The 7,565-nt window shown below is 63.9% G+C and carries 7 protein-coding genes; all 7 read right to left on the bottom strand.

The annotated features are described in order from the left end of the window. Positions 1-151: 151 nt before the first annotated feature. The 7 genes from MA884_RS04280 to cbiE all read right to left on the bottom strand — a co-directional run bounded on the left by MA884_RS04280 (position 152) and on the right by cbiE (position 7,311). Entirely contained in the window at positions 152-2,278 is a 2,127-nt protein-coding gene (locus MA884_RS04280) for a TonB-dependent copper receptor (protein WP_256229205.1), read from the bottom strand. Positions 2,279-2,362: 84 nt separating this feature from the next. Further along, on the bottom strand, positions 2,363-2,755 hold the full coding sequence (locus MA884_RS04275) for a DUF2946 domain-containing protein (protein ID WP_256229204.1): 393 nt from the start codon (positions 2,753-2,755) through the stop codon (positions 2,363-2,365). A gap of 57 nt (positions 2,756-2,812) precedes the next feature. After that, positions 2,813-3,292, bottom strand: coding sequence for a copper chaperone PCu(A)C (locus tag MA884_RS04270; protein WP_256229202.1), 480 nt, complete (start codon positions 3,290-3,292; stop codon positions 2,813-2,815). A gap of 47 nt (positions 3,293-3,339) precedes the next feature. Next, positions 3,340-3,744: a DUF2946 domain-containing protein gene (locus MA884_RS04265; protein WP_256229201.1), complete on the bottom strand. Its 405-nt coding sequence runs from the start codon at positions 3,742-3,744 to the stop codon at positions 3,340-3,342. 516 nt (positions 3,745-4,260) lie between these two features. Then, positions 4,261-4,983 carry a cobalt-precorrin-6A reductase gene (locus tag MA884_RS04260; protein WP_256229200.1) on the bottom strand — a complete coding sequence of 241 codons (723 nt, stop codon included), beginning with the start codon at positions 4,981-4,983 and terminating at the stop codon, positions 4,261-4,263. Between the two features lie 26 nt (positions 4,984-5,009). Further along, the gene (locus tag MA884_RS04255) at positions 5,010-6,107 is read right to left on the bottom strand and encodes a cobalt-precorrin-5B (C(1))-methyltransferase (RefSeq protein ID WP_256229198.1); all 1,098 of its coding nucleotides are present in this window, start codon (positions 6,105-6,107) and stop codon (positions 5,010-5,012) included. Continuing rightward, a complete protein-coding gene (cbiE, locus tag MA884_RS04250) occupies positions 6,100-7,311 on the bottom strand; it encodes a precorrin-6y C5,15-methyltransferase (decarboxylating) subunit CbiE (RefSeq protein WP_256229197.1) in 1,212 nt (403 codons plus the stop codon). Before cbiE ends, MA884_RS04255 begins: the two co-directional genes overlap by 8 nt. Positions 7,312-7,565: the final 254 nt, after the last annotated feature.

Below are 7,565 nucleotides of genomic sequence, written 5' to 3'. Positions count from 1 at the left end.
AATGGATTCCCTGTGGGACAAGTCATGCTCCCTCAGCAATGGATTCCCTGTGGGAGAAGTCATGCTCCCTCAGCAATGGATTCCCTGTGGGACAAGTCATGTTTCCTCAGCAATGAAATACCTGTGGGAGCAAGGCTTGCCCGCGATGTTTTTAGAAACTCATATCCACCTTGGTCCAGAGCGTACGCCCCGGTTCGTTGATGGCTTGCGGGTCACTCGCCGGATAGCCGAACCCGGCGTTGCCGGCCAGGTTCAGATGTTCGGCGTAGGCTTTGCCGAACAGGTTGTCGACGCCGCTGCTGACCTTCCAGTGCTTATTGATGCGGTAGGCACCGTTGAGGGAGAACACCCCGAACCCGGAGCTCTTGCCGTAATCCTTGCCCACCACGTTGCCTTTGTTCTCGTCGACACGGTTTTGCCCGGCCACCACACGCCACAGGGCACCAGCGCTCCAGCGGTCTTCGCTGTAGGTCAGGCCCAGGCGGGCATCCAGCGGCGGCATCTGCGCCAGGGCGCTGCCATCGCTGCTGTTCTTGCCCCAGGCATAGGCCAATGTTGCATCGGCCTTCCAGCGCTCGGTCAGCTTGTAGGCCGCGCCCAGCTCACCACCCATGATCCGTGCATCAATGTTCTCGGCCCGGGAGGTGGTGCCCATCATGCCGGGCGTGTAGTCGAACAGGATGTAGTCGCGCACCTGCCCGACATAACCCGACGCCCAGGCTTCGAGGGTTTCGGTCTTGTACTGCAGGCCGAAGTCGAGTTGGGTGGTTTTCTCCGGTTTGATCGAGTCGAAAGCATTCAGCGAACCGGCGGGGCCGGCGTTTGCCGAAAACAGCTCCCAGTAGTCCGGGAAACGTTGCGTGTGGCCCAAGCCCGCATAGAGCGTGGCAGGGCTGTCGGCCAGATCGTGTTCGTAGCGTACGAAACCACTGGGCAGGGTGTCGGCGCGGGTTTGGTCGGCAGTGGGATTGGGTCGGGCGGACATGCCGGAGCCGATGCTCTGGCGGTAGTCCTTGGCCGAGGCGCGGTCGAGGCGGGCGCCGGTGACCAGCCTGTCGCGGTCGGCGGCGAACCAGGTCAATTCACCGAACACACCGTAATTGTGAAAGTCGGCGTCCTTGGTGCGCGGCCGTTCCTTGTAGGTGTCGATGCCCATGCTGCTGCGTTGACGATGCTCGTTGGTCTGGGCGTCCAGGCCACTGATCAACTGCACATCGGCCCAGCGCCAGGTGGCCTTGATGCGTGCGCCGAGGGTGCGGCGGTCGACGTTGGACGCCATGGGGCCAGCCATCATCCCGGTGCCGGACGGCGTGCGCAGTGTGTAGTTGTCCATCACATGGTCGGCGTAGTTGTAGTAGACCTGCGCCTCGAGCGTATCCAGCACATCGCCAAGGTTCGAACGCTCGAAACGCAAGCCCAGGCTTTCACGCTTGAACTGCGAACCGTCCATGCCACGCCCGGCGTAGCGCGCTTCACCGTCGCCCTTGCCAGCGGTCAGTTCCAGCAGGGTATCGGCATCCGGCGTCCAGCCCAGCGTCACGTCGCCGTTCCACTTGTCGTAGCGCGACGGCACCGTGTCGTTGTTGCCGTCACGGTAATCGTCCGAATGAGCGGTGTTGCCGATCACCCGCACGTAACCCGAAGGCCCGCCGGCAGCCGCATCCACGACCTTGTCGAAGCGCCCGTTGGAACCGGCCAGTACGCTGGCGTTAACCCGGGTGCCCAGTTCACCGAACTGCTCCGGCTCTCGCTCGAACAGGACGGTCCCGGCCGATGCGCCAGGGCCCCAGAGCACGGTTTGCGGACCCTTGATCACGGTGAGCTTGTCGTAGGTTTCCGGCGAAATATAGGACGTCGGCGCGTCCATCCGACCCGGGCAGGCACCCAGCAACATGCTGCCGTTGGTGAGAATGTTCAGTCGCGAGCCGAACATGCCTCGCAGGACCGGGTCGCCATTGGTGCCGCCGTTGCGCACCAGGGCGAAGCCGGGAATGGTCTTGAGATAATCGCCGCCGTCGCTGGCCGGCACCGGTTGGCGCGGATCCTTGGGGTGGGTGACGACGGTCAGGGGCGAGCTGGGAGCGACGGCGGTAATGACCGTCGGGCTCAGCTCTTCGATCTGAGCTTCAGGGTGAGCATGCTCGTCGGCCAGCGCACAGGGCGTGAGCAGCAGGCCGCACAGCGCAGTGGCCGTGTAGCGAAAACGAACCCGTGGCTCGTTCGGGGGGCAGCGAACCTGGGCAGTGCCCAATACGATGCCGGCAGAAAACCTGGACATGATGATTCCATCGAACAGACGTAAACGACACGGTCGGGCAACCTGGGGCTGTCTTTTGCGACCGGGTGAGGTAAGTGTCGGTGTCTACGCGGCGAGGGGCGGGGCGCGGGGGCGGGCACCCGGGAAGAATGACGTTCGGGCATGGCCCAGGCGTGGGGAAGGGCTGGTGTAGGTGTTGGTTGGCGGTGTGTCGAAGGCGGCGAAGGTGTGACCGACCGGCAGCGCTGGGCAGTTGAACAGCAGGCTGCAATAGCCGCACTTTTCCCATAGGGCGTGATGCTCGCTCTGGGGCGGACAGTGCTCGGCCACTGGCGCCTCATGCCCGGCGTGGGCACCCGCCGACATGTCCATCTCCATGCTCATGGTCATGGACGAAGACATGCGCTGATCCATCGGCATCGACTGAGAAATCAGTGGACCGATAAAGATCATCAGCATGGCGAACAGGCTGATCCAGCTGCCGTGTGTCAGTCGCATGGGCTGACGACGGGGTGTGGCGGGCCTGGCGCGGGGACTACCCATGGGCAGGTGTGATCAGTGGGCGTGCATTTGGGTTTCGGTATTGTCGGGGGCTTTTTTCTGCACCGCGACATCGACCGTGACATCCCCCGCTTTTTCGAAATGCAGCGTCAGGGGGAAGCGTTTGCCGTCACTGAGCAGGCTGCGATCCTTTAGCTCCAGCAGCATCACGTGATACGCCATCGGCGCGAAGGTGATGGTCGCGCCGGCAGGGATATCCACGGCAGTAACCTGCTGCATCTTCATCAGATCGTCTTGCTGTACATGCTCATGGAGTTCGGCTTTGTCGGCAATCAGCGTGTCGACACCGAGCAGTCGGTCGGCGGTGTCGCCGTTGTTGTGAATCACGAAATACGCGGCCACGGTCGGCGCGTTAGGCGGCAGCTCCTGGGACCAGGGGTGAGCGATCTCAAGCTCGCCGACCTTGTATTGATGGGCTTGCGCGAAGCCGACGGGAAGCAGCAGGGCGGCCAGCAGGATAAGTCTGTTCAGCATGGGGAATTCTCCGGAACGATTCAGGACGCAGGGTTATGCGGGAAGAATCAGGCCAGAGGTGAGGCGCGGGGATTGAGGCTCGGCCATTGCTGGCGCGGTGTGGGGCTGTCGAGCAGTGGATGGGCAGTGCCGCGATGGGCCGGCTGAGCATCCAGATACAACTGCGGCTCGTGCCCGGCCAGCGCTACCAAGGGCGGCGAACCTGAGCAGCACCAGCAATGCTGCATCGTCGAGTGATCGTCGTTCTGCGGCGTGCTCTGCTCGAACTTGCCCAGGGAAATCGCCACCAGTTTCGTGCCGCTGGAGGAGCAGAAACTGCCCCACAGCAATTGCTCGGCTGGCGACTGGGCCTGTGCCATCGCGCCTCCGCTGCCGGAAAGCGACATGGCAAGCATGTTGAACAGCACTGCGAAGCAGGCGATCCAGGCAAATGCAAGCCGTTGTCGGGACATGGGGCAATCCGCTCGATGGGCAATCAGGTGGCGGTATTTAGCCTGATCGGGGGTGATAAGTAAAAAGAGCGCGTGCGGTGTAGGGTCGCAGGGCTTGGATTAACAGTAGCAACATATCTTCAGGGGAGTGCTTTTATGGCAAATAGCATTACTTTTGAAAAATCCTGGGGGGCGCACTCTTTGTGGCGAGGGGATTTATCCCCGTCGGGCTGCACAGCAGCCCCAAGAGCAGTGAATGTAGTTCGTCAGACAAACTACGAGGTCAGGTTTTGGGACGGCTTCGCAGCCCAGCGGGGATAAATCCCCTCGCCACAGGATTGGGGTTTGACCAATCGTTTTTGATCAAACCCAAGGCCCTGTCGCTTATCTCGGGTCGACCACGTCCAGCGCGCACAAGCCGGCGAGCTCTGGCGTAGTTGTAGGCCGCGGCGCAGGGCAATGTAGCCTGCTGGCGTAGTTCCGACGGGACAGGTTGTAGGAAGATGCAGGTTTGCGGCGTTGCAACAAAAAAGACGCTCAGGCCAGCTTCCGTAGCCCCTGCAACACCTCATCCACCGTCCCAAACTCCCGATCCACCCCCGGCAACACCGGCCGCTTCAACACCAACACCGGCACCCCCCGCTCCCGCGCCACTTCCAGCTTCGGCTCGGTGGCCGTGCCGCCGCTGTTCTTGCTGATCAGCACATCGATCTGCCGCCGTTCGAACAGCTCACGTTCGCCCTCGATGTGAAACGGTCCACGGGCCCCAATCACTTCGCAGCGTTCGTTACCGGGGTAAACGTCCAGGGCGCGCAAGGTCCAGAATTGCTCTGGCGGGATTTCATGCAGGTGGTGCAGCGGCTCACGCCCGAGGGTGAACAGGGGATGGTGGAAGGGTTTCAAGGCCTGGATCAGTTCGCTCCAGTCGGCCACTTCGCGCCAGTCATCCCCGGCCTGGGGTTGCCATGCCGGACGGCGCAGGGCCCAGCAGGGAATGCCGCAAGCGCGGGCTGCGTGGGCGGCGTTGTGGCTGATTTGTGCGGCGTAGGGGTGAGTCGCGTCCAGCAGCAGGTCGATGCCCTCGGCGCGGATGAAGTGCGCCAGCCCTTCAGCGCCGCCGTAGCCGCCGATGCGCACCTGGCAGGTCAGGTCGGTGGGGATGCGACCGATGCCGGCCAGGCTGTAGATGTGCTGGGGCCCGAGGGTGCGGGCGATGGCCAGGGCTTCGGTGACGCCGCCCAGCAGCAGGATGCGTTTCATGGCAAGGCTCTTCGTGGCAACGCCCTTCATGATAAAGCTCCGGCGTGGCCGACGATCCCGCCCTGGCGGTCGATGGCGAAGACTTCGACCTGGACCTGGGCCGGCACCACGCTGCGAGCGAAGGCCAGCGCGTGCTCGCACACTGCATCGCCCAAGGCGATGCCGGCGGCGCTGGCCATCGCCAGGGCCTGTTGGCTGGTGTTGGCTGCTCGGATGGTCTGCTGCAATGCCTCATCGGCACCGATGGCAGCCGCCCATTCGGCCAGTTGTGGCAGGTCGATGCTCGAGTGGCGGCTGTGCAGGTCCATGTGGCCGGCGGCGAGTTTGCTGATCTTGCCAAAGCCGCCGCAGAGGCTGAGTTTTTCCACCGGGACCTTGCGCACATGCTTGAGCACGGCGCCGACGAAGTCGCCCATTTCGATCAGGGCGATTTCCGGCAGGTTGTAGACCCGGCGCATGGTGTCTTCGCTGGCATTGCCGGTACAGGCGGCGATGTGCAGGTAGCCGTTGGTCTTCGCCACGTCGATGCCCTGGTGGATCGAGGCAATGTAGGCCGCGCAGGAGAATGGCCGGACGATGCCGCTGGTGCCGAGGATCGACAGGCCGCCGAGGATACCCAGTCGCGGGTTCATGGTTTTCAGCGCCAGGGCTTCGCCGTCCTCGACATTGACCGTGACTTCGAAACCACCGGCGTAACCGCTTTCCTCGGCCAAGCGGCCCAGGTGATCGTTGATCATTTTGCGCGGCACCGGGTTGATCGCTGGCTCACCAACGCCCAGCACCAATCCTGGTCGCGTCACCGTGCCCACGCCGCGACCGGCGACGAAACGCACGCCGGGTTCGGCGATCAAGCACACCTGGGAAAACAACAGGGCACCGTGGGTCACGTCCGGGTCATCGCCGGCGTCCTTGATCGTCCCGGCCTCGGCGCCTTGGTCGGTCAGCCGGCAGAACTCCAGGCGCATCTGCACCTGCTTGCCCTTGGGCAGTACGATTTCCACGGCGTCGGCTTCGGTGCCGCGCAGCAGCAAGCGGGCCGCCGCCAGGCTGGTGGCCGTGGCGCAACTGCCGGTGGTCAAGCCGCTGCGCAAGGGGGCGGGTTGTTCGGCGGTTTCGTCACGCATCAAGAGGTTTCGTCAGGTCCAGCAAGGTAATCGGCAGGGCCTGGCGCCAGGTGTCGAACTCGCCCAACGGCTGGGCCTGGGCGATGTGGATGCGGGTCAGTTCACCGCCGTGACGTTCGCGCCAGTGCATCAGGGTCATTTCGCTTTGCAGGGTCACGGCGTTGGCGACTAATCGACCGCCGGGCTTGAGTTGGGCCCAGCAGGCGTCGAGCACGCCTTCGCGGGTGACGCCGCCGCCGATGAACACCGCATCGGGCCGCTCAAGGTTCTCCAGCGCCTGTGGGGCGCTGCCGCGAATCAGTTGCAGGCCGGGCACGCCGAGGGTGTCGCGGTTGCGTTCGATCAAGCCTTGCCGGCTTTCGTCGGCTTCGATGGCCAGGGCCCGGCAACTGGGGTGGGTGCGCATCCATTCGATGCCGATGGAGCCGCTGCCGGCGCCGACGTCCCAGAGCAGCTCGCCGGGTGTGGGGGCGAGGCGGGCGAGGGTGATGGCGCGCACGTCGCGTTTGGTCAACTGGCCGTCATGCTCGAACGCGGTGTCCGGCAAACCGGCCAGGCGGGACAGGCGCTGTGTCGAGGGTTCGGCCCGGCATTCGACGGCGATCAGGTTCAGGTCGGCGACGGTGTCGTCGGACCATTGTGTGGCGCAACCGTCGATTCGTTGTTCCGCCGTACCGCCCAAATGCTCCAGCACCGTCATGGTGCTTGGGCCAAATCCCCGCTCGCGCAGCAACGCCGCCACGGCGGCAGGGCTGTGGCGGTCATTGCTCAGCAGTAACAGCCTGACGCCTGTGGATAAATAACCATTGAGCGCCGCCAGGGGACGCGCCACCAGCGACAGCGTGACCACATCCTGTAACGGCCACCCCATGCGCGCCGCGGCCAGCGAACAGGAGGAGGGCGCCGGGATGATCAGCATCTGATCACTCGGCACCTGTTTCGCCAGGCTGGCGCCCACGCCGTAGAACATCGGATCGCCGCTGGCCAGTACACACACCGGTTCACCCTGCCGAGCGAGCAGCGGCTCCAGGGAAAACGGGCTCGGCCACAGTTCCCGCTCGCCGCGGATACACAGCGGCAGTAGCTCTAACTGACGGGCGCTGCCCAGAATCCGCGATGCCCGCAGCAAGGCATGGCGGGCCGTTCGGCCCAGGCCCTTGAAGCCGTCTTCACCGATGCCCACTACGGTCAGCCAGGGGGTCATCTCTGTTCCTCGAAATGGATGGGGTTGATCGACAGGCGTGTTGCCGCCGCAAACCGGGCCGCCATCATACCGTGCCCCGGCGGATCAGGCGCCTGGCACAACATCATTGTGGCTGCCAGACCGCTTTCGCGAGCAAGCCCACTCCCTGGGGGTGTTCACAAATTTTGTGCCCGCCGCAATTCCCCTGCGGGAGCGGGCTTGCTCGCGAAGGCGTCGGCCCATTCAGCATCAGCTTTTCCGCCAGACCGTTATCG

Origin of the sequence: Pseudomonas sp. Q11, from assembly GCF_024494355.1 — a bacterium.
Taxonomy (GTDB): Bacteria; Pseudomonadota; Gammaproteobacteria; order Pseudomonadales; family Pseudomonadaceae; genus Aquipseudomonas; species Aquipseudomonas hefeiensis.
Note: the sequence above shows the minus strand (reverse complement) of the source record. Positions and strands in the feature narration are given on the sequence as shown.

Excerpts from the sequence above, each read along its gene's own strand:
- cbiE (WP_256229197.1), bottom strand. The coding sequence starts at position 7,311 with ATGACCCCCTGGCTGACCGTAGTGGGCATCGGTGAAGACGGCTTCAAG.
- MA884_RS04280 (WP_256229205.1), bottom strand. The coding sequence starts at position 2,278 with ATGTCCAGGTTTTCTGCCGGCATCGTATTGGGCACTGCCCAGGTTCGC.
- MA884_RS04275 (WP_256229204.1), bottom strand. The coding sequence starts at position 2,755 with ATGCGACTGACACACGGCAGCTGGATCAGCCTGTTCGCCATGCTGATG.
- MA884_RS04255 (WP_256229198.1), bottom strand. The coding sequence starts at position 6,107 with ATGCGTGACGAAACCGCCGAACAACCCGCCCCCTTGCGCAGCGGCTTG.
- MA884_RS04260 (WP_256229200.1), bottom strand. The coding sequence starts at position 4,983 with ATGAAACGCATCCTGCTGCTGGGCGGCGTCACCGAAGCCCTGGCCATC.
- MA884_RS04270 (WP_256229202.1), bottom strand. The coding sequence starts at position 3,292 with ATGCTGAACAGACTTATCCTGCTGGCCGCCCTGCTGCTTCCCGTCGGC.
- MA884_RS04265 (WP_256229201.1), bottom strand. The coding sequence starts at position 3,744 with ATGTCCCGACAACGGCTTGCATTTGCCTGGATCGCCTGCTTCGCAGTG.